The sequence below is a fragment of the Curtobacterium sp. NPDC089185 genome, assembly GCF_040685235.1.
Taxonomy (GTDB): domain Bacteria; phylum Actinomycetota; class Actinomycetes; order Actinomycetales; family Microbacteriaceae; genus Curtobacterium; species Curtobacterium citri.
The window spans coordinates 154,271-173,440 of the sequence record NZ_JBFBHK010000005.1 but is presented as its reverse complement, the minus strand read 5'-3'; the positions used below and the strand labels follow the sequence as shown (position 1 = coordinate 173,440).

Here is a 19,170-nt window from a genome sequence, read left to right as displayed (position 1 = left end):
CCACCCAGTCTGCCGCCCGAGAGTTCCAGCGCAAGACATTTCACATGCCTGTGGATTCATCCTCCCGCTGCGGGGAGCCACTCGTGATCACGGCGCGCAGGAGCAGTTCCGTGCCGCGGGCGCCGCGCTCACGTGCGATGTCGAGCGCCGTGCGGCCGGTCGCGTCCCGCAGGTCGACATCGGCTCCGCGTTCGAGGAGCGCCTCGGCTGCACTCCGTCGGTCGAACCAGGCGGCAGCGTGCAGCGGCGCCAGCCCCCAGCGCGGGTCGAGATCGTCGATGCCGGACGACGCGGAAGTGAACCCGTCCAGTTCGAGTGAGAGTCCGCCGATGTCACCGTGCGCCGCCGCGCGCACCGCGGGGGAGGCCCACTCCACCCAGCCGTCCGGCACCGGCCCGTGCCAGCCGTGTGGTGGCCGTCCCTCCAGCTCGGACCAGGCCGCTCCGTCGACGGGACAGACCTCGATCGCCACATCGCGGAAGTGCACCGCTAGTTCACCCGTCGGCGAGACCAGCAGACGGAGCTCCCAGACGTCCGCGTCCACGTGTGCGATCTCGCCTCGTGAGACCTGCACGTCGCCCGAGAGCAGAGCGAGTGACTCGATGTCCTCCGGCTCCAGCACTGCGCGGGAGAATCGCAGCGTGACCCTGGCGTGGTTCCACCGGCGCCACAGTCCGTCCGGGGTGTCGAGCACCTCGTCCGTCCGGACCACCACGGTCGCGTGCAGGGTCTGCCCCGGCGCCGAGCCCGCGCCGGCGGCGTCATCGGGGACACCGCTGACCTGCCACTCGGCGAACCGAGCCTCGTTCCAGGTGATCGATGCGAGAGCCGCGACCGAGGGCGGTGCGTCGACGACCAGACGGGCGAGGTACTGCGGGTACCCCTCGACGTCCTCGAGTGAGACGTACCCGGCCGCGGGCCAACCCACTCGACTCCATCGCACGGTTCGAGGCTACCGGGCGTCGCTGCTCCCGAGTGGTCTGGGTGACAGGAGCAGCGACGCGTCGCGGGGATCGGTCAGCTTTCCTGCTGCTCGATGGTGTTGTCCTGCCCGATGTCCTGGACGGTGCTCTCGCCCCCGTGGGTGATCGTGTTCCGACTGCCGGGGACGATGATCTCCTTCGCCGACGCTGCATGGACGGTGACGCCGTCGCCCTCGACCACGAGCTTCGACACCGTGCCGAGCTCGATCGTCGAACCTGGCGTCGCTGCTCCCACGATGGAGACACGGTCGCAGTCGAGGGAGAACTCGTCGTCGGCAGGGAGATCGGAAGCGAGGATCCGAGCGACTCCGTCCTTGCAGACGTTGTACTCCGTCGACGGCGAACGGGTCGGTGCGGGGGACGTGGACTTCGACGCCTTGTCGTTCGTCGCGGCACCCGAGCAGGCGGTGAGCGTCGCCGCGAGTGCGAGACCGAGGGACAGGGCGACGAGTGTGTTCTTGGTGGACATTGGCTCTCCTTGTGTCGTGGTGCTTCGGTTTGTTGGTGGGGGTCAGGGCGTCCGACCGGATCGGGACGGGTCCTCGTGGTACGTGCTGTAGGCCCCGTAGGAGTCGGACCCCTTGCGGGAGGCCTTGCTCATGACCAGCCCGAGCGTCGCCGCGCGAGCGTTGGACAGGGCCTGGAGTGCGGTGGCGACCTGATGGCGGGTGGCTCGTGCTGCGGCGATGACCAGCACGGCGCCGTCGGTGATGCGGCTGAGCACCGCGGCATCCGTCACGGGGAGCAGCGGTGGTGCATCGAAGATCACCGTGTCGAAGTCGGCCGCGAGTTGCTCGACCAACTTCGACATCGCGAAGCTCCCGAGCAGCTCGCTGGGGTTCGGCGGGACCTGCCCGGCGGGGAGGATCCTGAGTCCGCCGACACCCCACGGGAGCATGACGTCATCGAGTTCCGTTCGTCCGAGGAGGACGTCGGTCAGGCCTGCCGACCCCTCCAAGCCCATCAACGCCGCGACGCGGGGGCGACGGAGGTCGGCGTCGACCAGTGCGACACGTCCACCGTTCTCGCTCATCGCGATCGCGAGGTTCGCCGCGATGGTGCTCTTGCCTTCGCCGGCCAGAGCCGAGGTGATGGTCAGTGTCCGTGTCGGACTCTGCAGATCGATGAACTGGACGTTGGTCCGGAGGGCCCGGAAGGCCTCGGCGACGGGGTTGCGCGGATCGGTGTGCACGATGAGCGGTCGACGTTCGAGCGAATTTTCGACGCTGATCGTCCCGAGCAGCGGCGCATCTGACACCTGCTCGAGGTCGCTGATCGTTCGCAGCCTGGTGTCCAGGGCCTGGAGGAGGAGGGCGCCCCCGATGCCTGTCGTGAGGCCGGCGACCAGTCCGAGGAGGACGTTGACGACGAGGCCCGGCGTTGCGGCAGCGCTGGGCGTCTCCGCAGGCTGGATGACCTCGGGGCGCACCAGCGAGGTGCCGCCGTCGGTTGGTTTCTCGAGGCGCTCCGTCACCACGTCGATGAACGAGCGGGCCACCGCGTCGGCGATGTGCTGCGCCGTCTTCGGTTCGGGGTCTCGCACCGTGATGTCGACGAGCACGCTGTTCGCGGGCGAGATCGCGGTGATCTGCTCTGCGAGTTCCTCGACGTCCTGCTCGAGACCGAGGTCCTCGATGACCGGTTCGAGCACGCTCGCACTGGTGATCACCGCGAGGTAGGAGGTGACCTTCTGCTGTGCGGCGTTGTTCCCCTGCGCGAGTTGCGTCACGTCTGTGCCCGATGGCTCCACGGCCACGAAGAGTTCTGTGATCGCGTCGTACTGCGGGGTCGATAACCACGTCCAACCCCCTCCGAGGAGTGCTCCGAGGAGCGTCGCGATGGCGACCAGGGCTCGGGAGCGACGGAGCGCGCGGGCGATGTCGGTGAAGGTCAAGAGGGACTCCGATCGTGGATGACGACCGTAGCAGTATATCACATGTGTTATGCAAAAGAGTGATCGGCGGACGGCCCGTGGGAGGGCCGTCCGCCGATGGACTCAGTTCGCGGGGCTCAGCGTGATCGTGTTGGAGTCACTGAACGTCCCGTCCGCGCGCTTCTGGGTCGCGGTGAGGTTGTACACGGCGCTCGGTCCGATGTTGTCGCTGTAGGACCACTTCCCGCGGCTGTCAGCCTGCGTCGTCCCGAACGGTCCCCAGTCGGCGCTGATCGTGATCTCTGCCCCGGGCGCGGAGGTGCCGGAGATCGTGGTCCAGGCGCCGGGCACGTAGGTGCCGCTCGGGGTGTCGATCACCACCGGAGCATCAGCAGGCACCACGGGCTTCAGCGTGATCGTGTTCGACGTGCTCGAGGTCCCGTCCGTCCGCTCCTGACGTGCCGTCAGGATGTACTCGGCAGAAGGGCCGAGGTCACCCCAGAAGGTCCAGGAACCGTTGTCGTCCGCGGTCACCGTCGGCTCCAGCGGGCCCCAGCTCGCGTTCAGGGTGATGACGGCGTTCGGGCTGGAGGTGCCGGAGACCTTCGTCTGGCCGTCCGGGTTGTACGTGCCGCTCGGCGTGTCGATCACGACGGGCGATGACTGGTCGGCCTCGGGCTTGAGCACGATCGTGTTCGACTTGCTCGTGGAGCCGTCGCCGCGGGTCTGCGTCGCCGTCAGCTCGTAGATCGCGCTCGGTCCGATGTGCGCCCACCATGCCCAGTCGCCGTTCTGGTCGGCGTACACGGTGTCGAGGTACCCGAACGACGCGGAGATGTCCACGCGGGCGAACGGCGTCGCGGTTCCGCGGACGAGCGTCGTCTCCCCGGGCGAGTAGAAGCCGCTCGGCGTCGTGATCGCGACCTCCTTGTGCTCGGACGAACCCTTCGGCGCGAGCTTGAACACGGCCGACTCGGACGTGCTGCCGTCGACACGCTCCTGCGAGGCGACGAGGTTGTAGGACGACGACGGGCCGTACCAGCCCCAGGCCTCCCACTTCCCGTTGCGGTCCGCCGTGACGGGTGCGAGCGTGTCCCAGTCGGAGCGCACGGTGACCTGTGCGTACGGCGTCGCCGTACCGGCGATCCGCGTGATCTCGCCCGGCGTGTAGTAGCCGTCGGTGGGTTCGGTGATGGCGACCGCGGTCGCCTCCTGGGAGCCGTTCGGCACGACGTCGGTGGACGAGGACGTGCTCAGCGCGCCCTTGGACTGCTGGGTCGCGGTGATCTTGACGGAGGAGGTGCCGCCCGGGATCTCGATGTCGGCGGACCACGTCGTGCCGGACACGGTCGTCTCGACCTGCTCGTCACCGGCCTGGACGGTGACCTCGGCTCCGTCCTGGCCCGTTCCGGAGACCGTCACCGTCCCGGGCGAGACCGTACCGGACGGGCCGGTGATCGCGACGCTGGCGCCGTAGTCGATCGTCGTCTCGGCGGTCTGGGTCCCGTCGTCGACCCCGGTCTGCTCGATGACCAGCTCGTGGGAGCCGGCTCCGATCGGGTCGATCTCCGTCGACCACTTGCCGTCGACCACCTTCACCGGTCCGGCGATCGTCTCGCCGGTGGCCTTGTTCTTCACCGTGATCTCGCCACCGTTCGCACCGGTGCCGCTCACTACTGCCTTCTTCGTGATGTCGCTGAGGAAGCTGGCTTCAGCGGTCGGCTTCGCGACGGCGGACTTGCCCGGGTTGATCGTGATCTCGGTGGTGGTGGTGTTGTAGCCCTTGCTCACCGTCGACGCGACGAGCTGGTACTCACGGTCTTCGAGGTCCTTGACCGCGATGTCCCAGGTGCCGTCCTGCTTGCTCGCCTCGGCGGAGCCGAGGATCGAGCCCGGCTTGCCCTTCTCGAACACCTTGACGAGGGCGCCCTGCTGTGACTTGCCCTCGAGGTCGAGCGTGCTGCCGGGCTCGAGCGCGGCGCCGTCCTCCGGCGAGGTGATCTCGGTGCCCGTGCCGTAGTCGACCGGCAGGGTCTGCTTGCCGTTGTCTGCACCCCGGATCACCTGCACGATGTCGAGGGTGTCGACACCGGCCTTGTTCGGTGCGTTCACGCCGGCGGTCCACGTACCGTCGGCGTCCACCGGCACCTTGTTCACGGCCTTCCCCCCGCGACGGATCTCGACCTTCGTATGAGGGGTGGCCTTACCGCTCAGCTGCACGACCGTCCGAGGGTCCGGGTCGAACTTCGCAGACGCGGTGACCTCCTGCACCCGCAGGTCGACAGGGACGTCGATGCTCCCAAGCGGCTCCTCACCGTCGTAGGCGCGGACCGTCACCGTGTTCTCACCGAGGGCGAGCTTGTCGAGCGGCAGCGAGAAGGTGTCGTCCTGCAGGGAGATGTTGCGCTGCTGGTCGCCCCAGGCCACCTCGACTCGGTCCGCGTTCGTCGGGGTGGAGCCGGTCAGGAGTGCCGTGCCCTCCTCGACGTTGATGTCCGTTGCGTTCGCGTCCAGAGCGAGCGGCAGGGCGACCTCCTGGCGCTGCCCGCGGTCGTCCGACCAGATCGTGGCGCTGGTGACGTCCGACGGCAGCTCGAGGACCGCGCGCCGGATCCATCCGGAGTCGTCGGCCTTGATGATCTGGTAGTCCTGCTTGCTGGTGTCGCCGCGCGACACGTGGATCGTCGCGTCGGGGGCGTCCGCGAACGCCGTGAGCGTGCGCCGGCTGCCGCTCTTGCCGACGGCGACCTTCGTGAGCGGGGAACTGTGCAGCGGGACCGCGGTGAAGGCGGGACTGCCCGCCGGACGGACGAGCAAGCTGGTGCCGGCGGTGAGGTCCCGCTCCAACTGGATCTCGTACTCCTTGTTGACCGAGGCGGTGACGGCGCGCCAGGATTCCCCGTTGTCGGCACTGACCTCGATGAGGCTGGCGTCCTTCGTGGTGGTCCCGCTGAGCGTGAAGGAGTCGTCGCGTTCGTCGTAGGACGTCGTGGCGGAGAAGATGGAGGGGCGGGTCAAGAAGAGGCCCCAGGACTTGCCGTTGACCCACTCGTTGCCGACGCGGACACCGGCGTACACGTAGACGGCACCCTTCTTGCCGGGCTTGAGCCCCATCTCGTCGAAGTCGACGCGGAACTGGACCTTCTGGGAGCCGGTCGTGTCTGCCGACGAGCCGACGCTCCAGAGGTCGCGCTGGGACGCATCGCGCGAGAACCCGGTGCGGTCCTGCGTGTAGGCGAAGGCAGCGGTCGTCTTCCCGCCGGTGTCGGGCAGTGTGGCCTCGAGCACTGCTCCGTTGTCGTCGCTGTCGACGACGTGCACGTCGGTCAGTGCCTCGGGGAGGGCACCCCGGGTGATCGCGGTCGAGTTCGTCGAGGAGCCCGTCCAGAAGTCACTGCTGGACGGTGGGGCGAAATCACCCTTCCACTGCATCGTTGCCGTGGCGGTGCCGCTGAAGGAGTCGTCGACGACGAGTTTCGGCCTGAACTCCCACCACTGGCCCTTGCGGATGTAGCTGCCGGTCACGTCGTCGGACGTGCACGTCAGGACCGTCCCACCGAGACTGAGAGCGCAACCCTTCGCGCTCAGCTTGGAGTCGTACAGGACGGGGACCTCGTCTTGGTCCGCGAAGTGTGTCCCGGTGGGCGCTCGGAACGTGAAGGTGGTGTTCCGCACCTGGAAGTTCGCCGTCGTCTGGAACAGGAAGGGCACCTCCACCTCGCTCTGCCCCTGCTCCATGGTGGTTGCGGTCGGGGTGGCGAACAACGGCATGAACTCCGCCGGACCGAGGTCCATCGCATCGCCCTGACTGGCGCTGAGGCTCGCGCGCAGGCCCTTGGCGGTGGCGTTCACACCCATGTAGGCGTGGTTGTCGACGCGGCGCAGCTTGGTGCCGCCCTCGACCTCCCACACCTGTGCGGTGTCACACGACTCGAGGCGGACCTTGTAGGTGCCCGTGTCCCTCAGGCAGTCCTTCGTGCCGGAGAGACGAACCTTGGCGGACCCGCTGGTCGGCACGTCGTAACTCGCAGCGGCTGCGCGAGCCGCCGCAACGGTGTCGAACGGGGTGGCCGCGACGCGGTCGTCCGTCGGGATGTTCGACGAGCCGACCGCCCAGAACTTGCCGTCTGCCTTGAACACCAGCTTCCGGGTGGTCGTCCCGGCATCTGCGGCGGCGTAGCTCGCGGCTGGCCCGAAGCTCAGCCCTGTGACGATGGTTGCAGCAGCCAGGCCGGTGGCCCCTACTGCGCGGAGTGTCTTCTTCATGTGCGAGGAGTTGTCTTTCCGAGGTCAGCCGTGCAGACACACGGCTCCGACATGTACATGTGGAATATCGCACCAATTTCCTGAAAACATGCCACACGCGAGAGGTAGCGGAACCTGACAGGAGTCGACGCAACTCTCGCCTTCCGCGCTTGACGTGCCGCCCATCCCGAGTAAACTTGAGTGCAGCGGACGCAACTCCGCGTAGGCTTCAGCAAGACCACGAACCAACAGAAGGAGCACCACAACATGGGACGTGCAGTAGGCATCGACCTCGGAACCACCAACTCGGTCGTCAGCGTGCTCGAGGGCGGCGAACCCACCGTCATCGCGAACGCCGAGGGCCTCCGCACCACGCCGTCGATCGTCGCCTTCACGAAGGACGGCGAGGTCCTGGTCGGCGAGACCGCGAAGCGCCAGGCCGTCACGAACGTCGACCGCACCATCGCGAGCGTCAAGCGCCACATCGGTACCGACTGGAAGGTCGACATCGACGGCAAGAGCTACACGCCGCAGGAGATCTCGGCGCGCACCCTCGGCAAGCTCAAGCGCGACGCCGAGCAGTACCTCGGCGAGGACGTCACGGACGCGGTCATCACCGTCCCGGCGTACTTCAACGACGCCGAGCGCCAGGCCACGAAGGACGCCGGTGAGATCGCCGGCCTCAACGTCCTCCGCATCATCAACGAGCCGACCGCTGCGGCGCTCGCCTACGGCCTCGACAAGGGCAAGGAGGACGAGCTCATCCTGGTCTTCGACCTCGGTGGCGGCACGTTCGACGTCTCCCTGCTCGAGGTGGGCAAGGACGACGACTTCTCCACGATCCAGGTCCGTGCGACCTCGGGCGACAACCGCCTCGGCGGCGACGACTGGGACCAGCGCATCGTGGACCACCTCGTCAAGAAGTTCAAGAGCGAGCACGGCGTCGACCTGTCGACCGACAAGATCGCCAAGCAGCGTCTGAAGGAAGCGGCGGAGCAGGCCAAGAAGGAGCTGTCGTCGCAGATGTCGGCGAACATCCAGCTCCCGTACCTGACGCTGACCGCCGACGGCCCCCTCAACCTCGACGAGACCATCTCGCGCGCGCAGTTCGAGCAGATGACCTCCGACCTGCTCGACCGCACGAAGAAGCCCTTCAACGACGTCATCAAGGAGGCCGGTGTCAGCGTCAACGACATCGCGCACGTGGTGCTCGTCGGCGGTTCGACCCGCATGCCCGCCGTGGCCGAGGTCGTCAAGAGCCTGACCGGCGGCAAGCAGCCGAACCAGGGCGTCAACCCGGACGAGGTCGTCGCCGTCGGCGCCGCGCTGCAGGCCGGTGTGCTGAAGGGCGAGCGCAAGGACGTCCTGCTCATCGACGTCACGCCCCTGTCGCTCGGCATCGAGACCAAGGGCGGGCTGATGACGAAGCTCATCGACCGCAACACCGCGATCCCGACCAAGCGTAGCGAGACCTTCACGACCGCCGACGACAACCAGCCGTCGGTCGCGATCCAGGTCTTCCAGGGCGAGCGCGAGTTCACCCGTGACAACAAGCCGCTCGGCACCTTCGAGCTCACCGGCATCGCGCCGGCTCCCCGTGGCGTCCCGCAGGTCGAGGTCACCTTCGACATCGACGCCAACGGCATCGTGCACGTGTCCGCGAAGGACAAGGGCACCGGCAAGGAGCAGTCGATGGTCATCTCCGGCGGCTCCTCGCTGCCGAAGGAGGACATCGAGCGCATGGTCCGCGAGGCCGAGGAGCACGCGGCCGAGGACAAGGCCCGTCGCGAGGCGAACGAGCGTCGCAACCAGGCCGAGCAGCTCGTCTACTCGATCGAGAAGCTCATCAAGGAGAACGACGAGAAGCTCCCCGCAGACGTCAAGTCCGAGGTGCAGGGCGACGTCGACGCCCTCAAGTCCGCGCTCGCGGGTGACGACGACGAGGCCGTGAAGAGCGCCTTCGACAAGCTCAACGAGTCGCAGGGCAAGCTCGGCCAGGCCATCTACAGCCAGCAGGACGCGGGTGCCGCGGCCGGTGGTGAGCAGCCGGCCGGCGACCAGGGCCAGCAGCAGGCGGACGACGAGGACATCGTCGACGCCGAGGTCGTGGACGACGAGGACGACAAGGACAAGAAGTAGCCATGACGGACCCGAAGGACAACGTGCCCGAGGACGGCGAGCCCCAGGTCGAGGGCGACGCCACCAACGCGCAGGAGCCCGAGGACCTCGTCGAGGCGGAGGGGCCGGACGTCGAAGTGCCGACGGACGCCCCCGCCGCCGGCGGGCCGGACAACGACCTGTCGCCGGAGGACCAGGCCCTGCTCGACGACGCCGCCCGAGGCATCGAGGAGGACAAGCTGTCGCAGTCCGACCGCGACCTCGTCGCCGACATGCGCACGGACATGCTCCGGGCGCAGGCGGAGCTGGTGAACTTCCGGAAGCGCGTCGAGCGCGACCGCGAGGCGAACCGCGACGCCGTCATCGCCGAGGTCGTCCGCGCCCTGCTGCCGGCCCTCGACGACCTCACCCGCGCCGAGGCGCACGGTGACCTGACCGAGGGCCCGATGCAGGTCATCGGGCAGAAGATCCGCGGCGGCTTCGAGAAGTTCAAGCTGGTGCAGATCGGCGAGAAGGGCGAGCCCTTCGACCCGAACGTGCACGAGGCGATCGTGCAGCTGCCCACGCCGGGTGCGACCGACCAGACCGTGGCGGACGTCGTGGAGCCGGGCTACAAGCTCGGCGACCGCGTGCTCCGTGCGGCCAAGGTCGCCGTCGCGGTCCCGGCCTGACACCCGGGAGGAGGTAGGGATTCATGGCCAGTCAGGACTGGTTCGACAAGGACTTCTACAAGGTCCTCGGCGTCGACAAGACGGCGAGCGACGCTGAGCTGAAGAAGACCTACCGGAAGCTCGCCCGGCAGTACCACCCGGACTCCAACCCGGGTGACGCTGCGGCCGAGTCCCGCTTCAAGGAGATCAGCGAGGCCTACTCGGTGCTCTCCGACAAGGAGCAGCGCACCGAGTACGACCAGGTCCGCGCCATGGGCTCGGGCGCCCGCTTCACCGCGGGCGGCCCGGGCGCCCAGGGCGGTTTCGAGGACGTCTTCGGTGGCATGTTCGGGCAGCAGGGCGGTGGCGGGCAGCGCGTCCGCTTCGGCCAGGGCGGCGGCGGTGCCGGCGGCTTCGAGGACATCCTCGGCGGCATGTTCGGTGGCGGCGGCTTCGGGCAGAACTCCGGCGGCTTCCGCGGCTTCGGTGGTCCGAGCAAGGGGCGCGACGTCACGGCGTCGACGACGCTCGACTTCACCACCGCGATCGCCGGCGACACCGTCAAGCTCTCGCAGGGCAACGGCCGGCCGGTCAACGTCCGCATCCCCGCGGGCGTCGCCGACGGGCAGAAGATCCGCCTGCGCGGGCGTGGCGAGCCGAGCCCGGACGGGGGAGAGGCCGGCGACCTGGTCGTCAGCGTCGCCGTCCGGAAGCACCCGGTGTTCGAGCGCGACGGGCAGCACCTGCGGGTGGACGTCCCCGTGACGTTCGCCGAGGCCGCCCTCGGCGCAACGATCCAGGTGCCGACGCTCGGCGGCGAGCCCGTCAAGCTGAAGGTCGCCCCCGGCACACCGTCCGGTCGCGTCCTGCGCATCAAGGGACGCGGGGTCACGACGAAGAGCGGCACCGGCGACCTCCTCGCGACCGTGCAGGTCGCGGTGCCGTCGCACCTGTCGGACAAGCAGCGCGAGGCCGTCGAGGCCCTCCGCGCGGCCCTGCCCGACGAGGACCCCCGCGAGGACCTCCTCGCGAAGGCGCGCAGCTAGCGCTGCTCGCATGAGCCAGCCTGGAGGCTCGGCGCGGCTTCCTGACGGGCGCTCGCCGAGCCTCCAGGCTGGTCCTGCACCACGCGGACGACGGAAAGGAACGAACCATGACCGACATGGACGAGAACTCGCCCGTCTTCGCGATCGCGGTTGCGGCGGAGCTCGCGGAGATGCACCCGCAGACGCTGCGGCAGTACGACCGGCTCGGCCTGGTCGTTCCGGGCCGCACTCGCGGCGGCTCCCGCCGGTACTCGATGCGCGACGTCGCGCAGCTGCGCGAGATCGCGCGGCTCAGTTCCGAGGGCGTGTCGTTGGAGGGGATCCGGCGGGTGCTCGACCTCGAGAACGAGAACCAGCTGCTGCGTGATCGTGTCCGCGAGCTCGAGCGGGCGCTGGCCGACCAGCTCATCGCCCGGCCGGGCGCTCGCGTCTTCGCAGCGACGACGACCGGCGGCGCCGTGCCGTTGCGGGCGGGTATGCGCCCCCAGCGGAACACCGCGGTGGTGCTCTACCGACCGCAGCACTGAAACACCGTATTCCACCTTCTGGTTCAGTGGAGGCGTCCGTTCCGGACCCTACCGACCACCAGGAGGACCCTTGCGAACACCGTCCCTGCGGCGTCTGGCCGCGATCACCTGCGCCGCGCTCGCCCTCGTACTCGTCAGCCCTGCCACGGGCGCTTCTGCGGTGCCCGAGGCGTCGTCCGAGCAGCTGTTCGACGCCGCGACCGGCGCACGGACGTCTCCGGACCACCACGTGCAGCCGCGCGAGTTCGCCTTCGCACAGACACCGTCCGGCGTGAGCGTCCGGTCAGCGGCCTCGGGCTACTACGTCTTCGCCAAGCCGCAGTGCACCGGGGCGTGCTGGAACGTCAAGAGCCTGATCGACCGTGACGGCGAGCGCATCGCGGACCGGGTCGACACGACGGGCGGCTACTTCGTCCCGTGGCCGGCGTCGTGGGCGGAAGGCCAGACCCGGGATGCCGGGACCGTGTACAGCTCGGTGTACGACGGCTTGTGGTGGTACTGGAACTCGAACAAGGGTGTCCGGCTCGGCAACGTGACCAGGCCGTACGAGACCGCTCCACTGCGGATCAACTCCACGGGCAAGAACGACGCGGCCCGCACCATGACCGTCGCCGGTCAGGCGACGAAGCACGCCTCGATCCGGCTGCAGGGCGGCGGCGAGCTGGCCACGGCGGACGCGAAGGGGCTCTGGTCGGCGACGATCGGGGGGCTCTCGCTCGGGTCGAACACGCGGACGATCCAGCAGTACGTCGGTGGCCAGTTCGTGGACGAGCAGAGCGCAACGGTGACGATCGTCGACCCGGTGAAGACGGACCAGATCGTCGGGGAGACGGGTACGGCCGAGCTCACGCGGGGTGGGACGTCGGACGTGTCCGTGACCTACACGGCGAAGTCTGCGTTCACGACGCCGAACGGCCGGCTGACGGTGCAGGCGCCGGCGGGGACGGCCTTCGCACCCGGGCAGGACCAGCAGCGCGGTGAGTACCTCGACGGCGACACCTGGCGGACCTTCGGCGGCAACTCGATCGTCGGCGGCGAGCGCTCGCCCGACGGGACCCGGTACGAGTACCAGCTGGGGAACCGCAACTGGAACGTGGCCGCGGGTCAGCAGTTCCGCTTCACCTTCCGGGTCGAGACGCCGGCGGACGTCGCCACCACCTCGGGTGCGATGACCGGCACGCTCGCCGGGAGCTTCACGAACGCGACCTTCGACACGACGGCGCGCACCACGACGACCGTCGTCGGCAGGCCGTTCACCGCCGCCGTGCGCTTCTCGGAGGACGTCACCCAGCGTGCGACGCTCTCGGGGACGGGGCAGGCGGGATCCACCGTCTCGATCGGCGGAGCGTGGTTCGTGCCCCAGCCGGTGACGGTGGCGTCCGACGGCACGTGGTCGGTGACGATCCCGGCGCCGGACGCCTCGGGAGCGAAGACCCTGACGGTCACGCAGACGACCTCGGGACAGCCGACCGGTTCGGTCGAGGTCCCGGTGGACTACGGCAACGGCGTGCGCATCTACTCGCCCGCCGACGGGTTCCAGATCACCCCGGTCTGGGACACGGTCCGGGTCAGCGGCACGGCGGAGCCCGGTGCCCGGGTCAGCCTCGGTGAGGACGGCGACGCGGACCGGTACGGGACGGTGACCGCCGACGCGGACGGCAGGTGGGCGATCACGACGACACCGCTCACCATCGAGGATCACCGGCTCGTCGCCACCGCGCTCTCGAAGGGCGCGAACACGACGACCGACCGGGTGCTCGTCGTGTCGACGTCCTGATCGAGGACCCGACCGTCGCAACGGGCCCGGGAGCGCACCGAGCGGTGCGTTCCCGGGCCCGTCCTCGTCCGGCACCCACCGCGGGTCGGGGAGGGGGATCGTCAGGGCTCCGGGTCCGAGCGGACGTCGTCGAGGGTGGCATCGACCACCGGGCACCGGCGCGGTGCCGGTCGTTCGTCCTCGGGTAGGCAGCGCGCCGTCCGGCGGGACCGCACGTCGGCGATCACGGCTCGGAGGCAGGTGCCGCACACGTCAGGCCCGTCCGCGGTCGGGGTCCTGCAGCAGGTGCACCGTCCAGGTCGCCCGTTCCGCCAGACGCCCGTCACGGCAGTCGATGGCGACCCGGAGCGCCACGAGCCCGTTGCGGATGTGCTCCCACGGCAGCGCGGTCCGGATCTCGTCGTGCCGGAGGCGGTACGTCAGGCCGTCGAGGGCGCCGCTCAGGGTCGACGCCAGCAGCGGGTTGTCGCACGCGGTGATGAACGTCCGGTAGACCGGGGTGATCGCGTCGGCACCCCACTGCCACGTGGGCATCGCCATGCAGTCGAGCACCAGGCCGACGCGGCGGAAGAGCGCTGCACGGTCACGGTCCTCCATGTCGCCGATGGTGGTCCGCACGACGCCGCCGAAGAGCAGACCCAGCGCCTGCAGGGTCGGCACGAGCTCGTCGCGACGGGGCACCGTGACGCGGGTGTAGCGGTTCGGCCGGAACTCGACGAGTCCGAGGTGCCCGAGGTCCGACAGTGCTTCTCGGACGGGCGTCCGGGAGCACCGGAGCCGCAGGGCGAGCTGCTCGTCGTCGAGCAGGGTGCCCGGGGCGAGGACACCGCTCATGATCTCGGTACGCAGTCGTTCCCGTGCCTGGTCCCGCAGGCGGGGACGGAGGACGGCGTCTGGCGAAGCGAACATCGGCCCCTCTCGCTCGTCGTGCCGCTGGTCGTCCGTCCGGCGGTCTCCTCCGAGCGTACGACGCTGGGATACCAGTGACCCCGGTGATATACCGCCGGGTCCCGCCGGCGCGCGGGCGTGCGGGTGGCGCTGGGTACCCTGGGGCGGTGCCATTCGACTTCGCCGACCACTTCCGGCGCTCCCCGGCCAGCGAGGAGCCTGACCTCGTGGCCATCGACGGCACCGACCGCTTCCTGCTCGACGAGGCGCCGCACGTGCACGGGGACGCGCTCCGGCAGCCCGGCGAGGTCGCCGTCGTCGACGACCGGTACGGGGTGCTCACCCTCGGGGCGATGACGGTGCACGGGGCCTCGGGCGTCCGGGTCGTCCAGGACTCACTGGTGGGCGTGCGCGCACTCCAGGCCAACGCCGGCACCTTCGGGCGGAGCGGCTTCGTGCTCACCGAGACGCTCGAGCAGGCGTTCCGCGACGTCCGCCTGGTGCTGCTGCGCCTGTCGAAGTCGAACGACCGGCTCGACGAGCTCGCCCGGGCGGTCGCCCGGTGGGCGGCGCCCGACGTCGTACTGCTCTGCGGCGGGGTCTCGAAGCACATGAACCTGTCGCAGAACGACGTGCTCCGCCGGTACTTCGGGGAGGTCACCGCCTCGCGGGGGCGGGGGAAGTCGCGGCTGCTCGTGGCGCAGGACCCCCTCCGCGCGACGGCGGTGCGCGCGGACGCCACCAACCCCTGGCCGCGCTCGGTGCACGTCGACGAGCTCGGGATGACGCTCGTCGCGCACGGCGGGGTGTTCGCGGGGACGTCGCTCGACCAGGGCACGCGCGTGCTGCTCGGTGTCGTCGACGACGCCGTGCCGTCGGCGCGGGTCGCCGTCGACCTCGGGTGCGGGAACGGGGTCATCGCGACCGCGTTGGCCCGTCGGCGGCCGTCCGTGCGGGTCGTGGCGACCGACGTGTCGGCGATCGCGGTCGCGTCGACGCGGGCGACGGCTGCGGCGAACGGCGTGGCCGACCGGGTCCGGGTCGTCCGGTCGGACGCGGGGGACGAGCTCGATGCCGGCTCGGCCGGGCTCGTGCTGTGCAACCCGCCCTTCCACGAGGGCACCACGGTGAGCACCGACGCGGCGGAGGCGATGTTCCGCAACGCGGCCACGGTCCTCCAGACCGGCGGCGAACTGTGGTGCGTCTGGAACTCGCACCTGCGCTACCGGCCGGTGCTGGAGCGTCTGGTCGGGCCGACGCGACAGGTGGTCCGGACCGACAAGTTCACGGTGACCGCGTCGCGACGCTCGGACTGAGGGACCGCACGAGGCCCCCGTCACCGTGGTGACGGGGGCCTCGCTGTGCGGTCAGCGTCAGATGTGCACGGACACCTGCGTCTGCTTGCCGCCGGAGACGAGGGTGATCACGTGGTCGCCCTTCGTCAGGCCGGAGACGGAGATGCTGCCCTCACCGTCGTCCTTGATCACGCCGGTGGCCAGCGCGCGGTCGCCCTCACGTGCCTGCAGGCCGCCGATGCCCGAGGGCAGGCCCCAGACGGTGATCTTCGCCGAGCCGAGCAGCGCGCTGGTGCTCGTGACCTCGGCCTCGAGCGCGTCGGCGGCGTGGTCGCCGTTGCCGATCGTCAGCGTGCGCTCGACCTGCTCGCCGGCGATCGTGGCGGTGATCGTCACGGTCGTCGTGAGCTTCTTCGGTGCGGTGACCAGGGTGTTGCCGTAGTCGGTGTCGCCGAGCGTCACCTTCTTGCTCTCGCCGTTGGCGGAGACGGTGACCTCGGTGCCCTTCGGGCCGTGGACGCCGACGTCGACCTGGCGGTCGCTGACGCGGAGCGCATCGGCGCTGAAGGCGGTGTCGGACGCGCCGTCGCCGGGCTCCTCGGTGCCGCCGTCGCCGGGCTGCTCGCCGCCGTTGCCGTCGCCGGGCTGCTCGCCGCCCTTGCCGTCGTCGTAGGTCAGCGTGTAGGACTCGGTCTTCCACTTGCCGTTCAGGTCCTGGTAGGACGCGGTCAGCTCGTTCACGCCGGGCTTCAGGTCCTCGGAGACGTCGAGCACGAACTCGCCGCTCGCGTCGGTCCGGGCGTGCCCCATCGGGCGGTAGCTGTCAGCGGTCTGCAGATCGACCGGGGAGTAGGCGTGCGCGCCGGCGCCGGTGATCTTCGGGCGGGCTTCGGTCACGGTGCTGCCGTTCGCCGGCGTCTGCACGGTGAACCGGTCGACCTTCGGGACGTAGTGGACGAGGAGGTCCTGCGTCCGCTGCCAGGTGCCGTCGGCGCGTTCGGCGGCGACGACCACCGAGTTGTCGCCGGGGCGGAAGTAGCTGGCCTTCGCGGACCACTTCCCGTGGTCGTCGGCGGTGGTGTCGACGATGATCGGACCCGCGAGACCGTCGATGGAGACCCGCACGTGGCTCTTCGCACGAGCGGTGCCCTCGAGGGTCGGTTCCGCCGTGTCGACGGTGTCGCCGTCGTGCAGGTTCGTCACGGCCGCGACGGGCGACTGGCCGTCGCCGGGCTGCTCGCCGCCCTTGCCGTCGTCGTAGGTCAGCGTGTAGGACTCGGTCTTCCACTTGCCGTTCAGGTCCTGGTAGGACGCGGTCAGCTCGTTGACGCCGGGCTTCAGGTCCTCGGAGACGTCGAGCACGAACTCGCCGCTCGCGTCGGTCCGGGCGTGCCCCATCGGGCGGTAGCTGTCAGCGGTCTGCAGATCGACCGGGGAGTAGGCGTGCGCGCCGGCGCCGGTGATCTTCGGGCGGGCTTCGGTCACGGTGCTGCCGTTCGCCGGCGTCTGCACGGTGAACCGGTCGACCTTCGGGACGTAGTGGACGAGGAGGCTCTGCGCCGTGCGCCACGTGCCGTCCGGACGCTCGTAGGAGACGGAGAGCGCGTTGTCACCGGGACGCAGGAAGCTGGCCTTCGTCGACCAGTTCCCGTGCTCGTCGGCCGTCGCGATGCCGATCGCCAGGCCGCTCAGTGAACCGGTGTCGATCCGGACGCGGCCGTTGGGGCGAGCGGTGCCCTCGAAGACCGGCTCCGCGGTGTCGACCGTGTCCCCGTCGTGCAGGTTCGTGACGGCTTCGACGGGTGACTGGCCCTCGCCGGGCTGCTCGCCGCCGGTCGCCGGCGTGACGTCCGTCCAGCCGCTGACGGCGAAGTGGTCGTGGTCGGGGGTGCTCGCCGGCACGTCGTCGTTCACCGCACGCAGTGCGACCTGCTTCGCGGAGGCGCCGCCGGGGACCCGGACCTCGAAACGGCCGTCGGTGCCCGCGTCACCGGATGCGATGATCTCCTTGCGGTCGAGGGAGGCCTCGACGCGGATGCCCCGGTTGGCGTTCCCGCGCAGGACGAGGTCGTCGCCCTTGCGCTCGGTCGCGGTGACGACCGGAGCAGCGGCGTACGCGTCGAGCAGCGCCTGGTCGGGCTCACTGTAGTGCCCGTTCGGCTTCACGACCGCAGCGGTGATCACCTGCGGCCCGGACGGGATCGCCGCGAGGTCGCACGAGTACAGGTGTGCGTTGGCGGGAGCGCTGCTACCGCTGCAGAGCAGACGACCGCGCTGGTCGACGACCTTGAGGCGACCCTTCGTCACTGAGCTCGTGACGGCGATCGACGGGTTCGAGCGGTCCGCCCCGAAGACGCTGAGCCCGTCGCGCTCGCTGGTGCTCGGTGCGCCCTGGATCTCGGAGAAGCCGGTGAAGCTGTCCGGGATCGGGCGCTCGGCGGACGCGCCGGGGATGGCCGGTAGGTCCGTGTCGGCGTGGGCGGCGGTCGCCGCCACGAAACCGGAGGACGTGAGGACGAGGCCGAGTGCCGTGCCGGCTGCGGCGCGGGTGATCTTGCGCATGGGTTCCTTCCTGTCCGCGATCGGAGACGTCGCGGTCGAGGACCCATGTTGTATGTTGAATACCGAAACTATGTCGAGCGCGTGCACTACGCGGGCGGGCCGGTACGTCCGCACACGACGGACGGGAGGCCCGTGGCTACGCAGCCACGGGCCTCCCGTCCGTCGTGCGGTCGCGTTCCGCGACCGTCGGCACTCAGGCCGGGACGTAGTCGAACGTGTCCGGGTCCGGGCCGGTGCGGTGGCCCTTGTCGAGCGAGGTGATCGCCGTCATGTCGTCGTCCGAGAGCTCGAAGTCGAAGATGGCGAAGTTCTCCTCGACGCGCGAGCGCGTGACCGACTTCGGGAAGACGATGTCGCCGCGCTGGATGTGCCAGCGGAGGACGACCTGCGCCGGGGTCTTGCCCGTGGCGCCGGCGATGCGGGTGATGGTCTCGTCGTCGAGCACGAGGCCCTGGGCGATCGGCGACCACGCTTCGGTCGCGATGCCGTGCTCGGTGCCGTAGGCGCGGAGCTCGTCCTGTACGAGGTACGGGTGGACCTCGATCTGGTTGACGGCCGGGGTGATCGTCGTCTCGGCCGCGAGGCGGTTGAGGTGGTGCGCCTGGAAGTTGCTCACGCCGATCGAACGGGCGGTGCCGGCGTGGTAGAGCTCCTCCATCGCCTTCCAGGTGGGGACGAAGTCCGACACGGTCGGCAGCGGCCAGTGGATGAGGAAGAGGTCGGTGTACCCGCCGAGCAGGTCGGCCGACTTCTTGCCGTTCTCGGCGGCGAGGGCCGGGTCGTGGAAGCCGTTGTTGAGCTTCGACGTGACGAAGATCTCCTCGCGCGGGATGCCGGACGCCTCGATGGCCTCGCCGACCTCCTTCTCGTTGCCGTACATCTCGGCGGTGTCGATGTGGCGGTAGCCGACCTCGAGCGCGGTGAGGGTGGCCTCCTTCGTGTCCGAAGGGTCGATCTGGAAGACACCGAAGCCGAGCTGCGGGATGGTCTTGCCGTCGTTCAGGGTGATGTTCGGAACGGTCATGTCCCCATGCAACCAAAGCGCCCCCAGGGTGCTTCCCGGGAACGTTCAGGCGGACAGGTCGACGCCCACCCGGTACGAAGGAGTTGTGCATTTCACATACCAAAGATCACGACGAGGCGCCTGTCGCCGAACGGTGACCAGGACCATCGCGGCCGTCGGTGCGGTCGCGGCGGTCGTCGCGG

13 protein-coding genes are annotated in these 19,170 nt (G+C 69.6%); 6 read left to right on the top strand and 7 right to left on the bottom strand.

Going from position 1 to position 19,170, the window contains the following annotated elements; genetic code table 11:
* Positions 1 to 40 precede the first annotated feature (40 nt).
* From AB0N84_RS07390 to AB0N84_RS07375, 4 genes are all read right to left on the bottom strand, one after another.
* Positions 41 to 943: an ankyrin repeat domain-containing protein gene (locus tag AB0N84_RS07390; protein WP_363544798.1), complete on the bottom strand. Its 903-nt coding sequence runs from the start codon at positions 941 to 943 to the stop codon at positions 41 to 43.
* Positions 944 to 1,017: 74 nt separating this feature from the next.
* On the bottom strand, positions 1,018 to 1,452 hold the full coding sequence (locus tag AB0N84_RS07385) for a hypothetical protein (protein ID WP_363544795.1): 435 nt from the start codon (positions 1,450 to 1,452) through the stop codon (positions 1,018 to 1,020).
* 42 nt (positions 1,453 to 1,494) lie between these two features.
* Positions 1,495 to 2,877: a polysaccharide biosynthesis tyrosine autokinase gene (locus AB0N84_RS07380; RefSeq protein WP_289459180.1), complete on the bottom strand. Its 1,383-nt coding sequence runs from the start codon at positions 2,875 to 2,877 to the stop codon at positions 1,495 to 1,497.
* A gap of 102 nt (positions 2,878 to 2,979) precedes the next feature.
* Positions 2,980 to 7,122 carry a hypothetical protein gene (locus AB0N84_RS07375; protein ID WP_363544791.1) on the bottom strand — a complete coding sequence of 1,381 codons (4,143 nt, stop codon included), beginning with the start codon at positions 7,120 to 7,122 and terminating at the stop codon, positions 2,980 to 2,982.
* Between the two features lie 246 nt (positions 7,123 to 7,368).
* Here AB0N84_RS07375 and dnaK point away from each other — a divergent pair, with 246 nt between their 5' ends.
* The 5 genes from dnaK to AB0N84_RS07350 all read left to right on the top strand — a co-directional run bounded on the left by dnaK (position 7,369) and on the right by AB0N84_RS07350 (position 13,219).
* Entirely contained in the window at positions 7,369 to 9,240 is a 1,872-nt protein-coding gene (gene dnaK / locus AB0N84_RS07370; protein ID WP_363544788.1) for a molecular chaperone DnaK, read from the top strand.
* Positions 9,241 to 9,242: 2 nt separating this feature from the next.
* Positions 9,243 to 9,890 (top strand): nucleotide exchange factor GrpE, encoded by a 648-nt coding sequence (locus AB0N84_RS07365; protein ID WP_363544785.1) that lies wholly within the window; start codon positions 9,243 to 9,245, stop codon positions 9,888 to 9,890.
* 23 nt (positions 9,891 to 9,913) lie between these two features.
* A complete protein-coding gene (locus tag AB0N84_RS07360) occupies positions 9,914 to 10,915 on the top strand; it encodes a DnaJ C-terminal domain-containing protein (RefSeq protein WP_363544782.1) in 1,002 nt (333 codons plus the stop codon).
* Between the two features lie 116 nt (positions 10,916 to 11,031).
* Complete coding sequence (locus tag AB0N84_RS07355; protein ID WP_363545025.1) at positions 11,032 to 11,442, top strand: MerR family transcriptional regulator; 411 nt, start codon at positions 11,032 to 11,034, stop codon at positions 11,440 to 11,442.
* Between the two features lie 70 nt (positions 11,443 to 11,512).
* Positions 11,513 to 13,219, top strand: a complete 1,707-nt coding sequence (locus tag AB0N84_RS07350; RefSeq protein WP_363544779.1) for a hypothetical protein — start codon at positions 11,513 to 11,515, stop codon at positions 13,217 to 13,219.
* Between the two features lie 252 nt (positions 13,220 to 13,471).
* Here AB0N84_RS07350 and AB0N84_RS07345 read toward each other — a convergent pair whose 3' ends face one another.
* A complete protein-coding gene (locus AB0N84_RS07345; protein ID WP_182046392.1) occupies positions 13,472 to 14,128 on the bottom strand; it encodes a GntR family transcriptional regulator in 657 nt (218 codons plus the stop codon).
* 146 nt (positions 14,129 to 14,274) lie between these two features.
* Between AB0N84_RS07345 and AB0N84_RS07340 the strand changes: the two genes are divergently transcribed.
* Positions 14,275 to 15,423: a methyltransferase gene (locus AB0N84_RS07340; protein WP_363544775.1), complete on the top strand. Its 1,149-nt coding sequence runs from the start codon at positions 14,275 to 14,277 to the stop codon at positions 15,421 to 15,423.
* Between the two features lie 57 nt (positions 15,424 to 15,480).
* On the opposite strand, the gene AB0N84_RS07335 is transcribed toward AB0N84_RS07340, so the two are convergent.
* The gene (locus AB0N84_RS07335; protein WP_363544772.1) at positions 15,481 to 17,964 is read right to left on the bottom strand and encodes a hypothetical protein; all 2,484 of its coding nucleotides are present in this window, start codon (positions 17,962 to 17,964) and stop codon (positions 15,481 to 15,483) included.
* 193 nt (positions 17,965 to 18,157) lie between these two features.
* Positions 18,158 to 18,988, bottom strand: a complete 831-nt coding sequence (locus tag AB0N84_RS07330) for an aldo/keto reductase (RefSeq protein ID WP_289459172.1) — start codon at positions 18,986 to 18,988, stop codon at positions 18,158 to 18,160.
* Between the last annotated feature and the right edge of the window lie 182 nt (positions 18,989 to 19,170).